The 536-nt window shown below is 63.2% G+C and carries 1 protein-coding gene; it reads left to right on the forward strand.

All coding sequences use genetic code 11. The annotated features are described in order from the left end of the window. The first annotated feature begins 111 nt into the window (after positions 1 to 111). Complete coding sequence (locus tag ACTWQA_RS59190; RefSeq protein WP_443167533.1) at positions 112 to 507, forward strand: hypothetical protein; 396 nt, start codon at positions 112 to 114, stop codon at positions 505 to 507. Positions 508 to 536 lie beyond the last annotated feature (29 nt).

Consider the following 536-nt stretch of genomic DNA (forward strand, 5'->3'; position numbering starts at 1 on the left):
ACTCTCGCCGACCGGGAATGATCGCGATCAAGCGGGGAGGTATCTGGCCGCACGTGGGGAATCCCGTGGCCATCACTGGGGCGGTATCTGGCCGCCTATGGGGAGCTTCTCATGACCGCCGTCACCCCTGTCGATCGACAATCCCTTCACCCTCACGATCATCTGATGCGGTTTCAGGTGCCTGAGGAGTACCGGCAGATGTTCGGCACGCGGCCGCGCTGGTGTTGTGCGCCGTCCTCATCTCGTTGTGCGCGGTGGCCATTAACCTGTTCCCACCTACGTGCCATTCGGTTCGATCCTGCGGTGGATACCATCCAGCTCAGCCGGCGTCGCGACGAGGATCCTGGTATCAGCGCCAATCCGGTGCTGCGCTGGACGAAGCGGACGTTGCTCGCACAGCGAGCCAGCACTCAGAGGGCGTTACGCGAGTTGATGTCCGCTTCGTCGCTTGCGCTGGATAGTGCAGGCTGGTCAGGGCAGGGTTCGCCGGGCTACGGGAGCGGTTGAGCGAACAAACCCGGCTCGTTCTCCACGAG

The sequence above is a fragment of the Nonomuraea sp. 10N515B genome, assembly GCF_052245915.1.
GTDB lineage: Bacteria > Actinomycetota > Actinomycetes > Streptosporangiales > Streptosporangiaceae > Nonomuraea.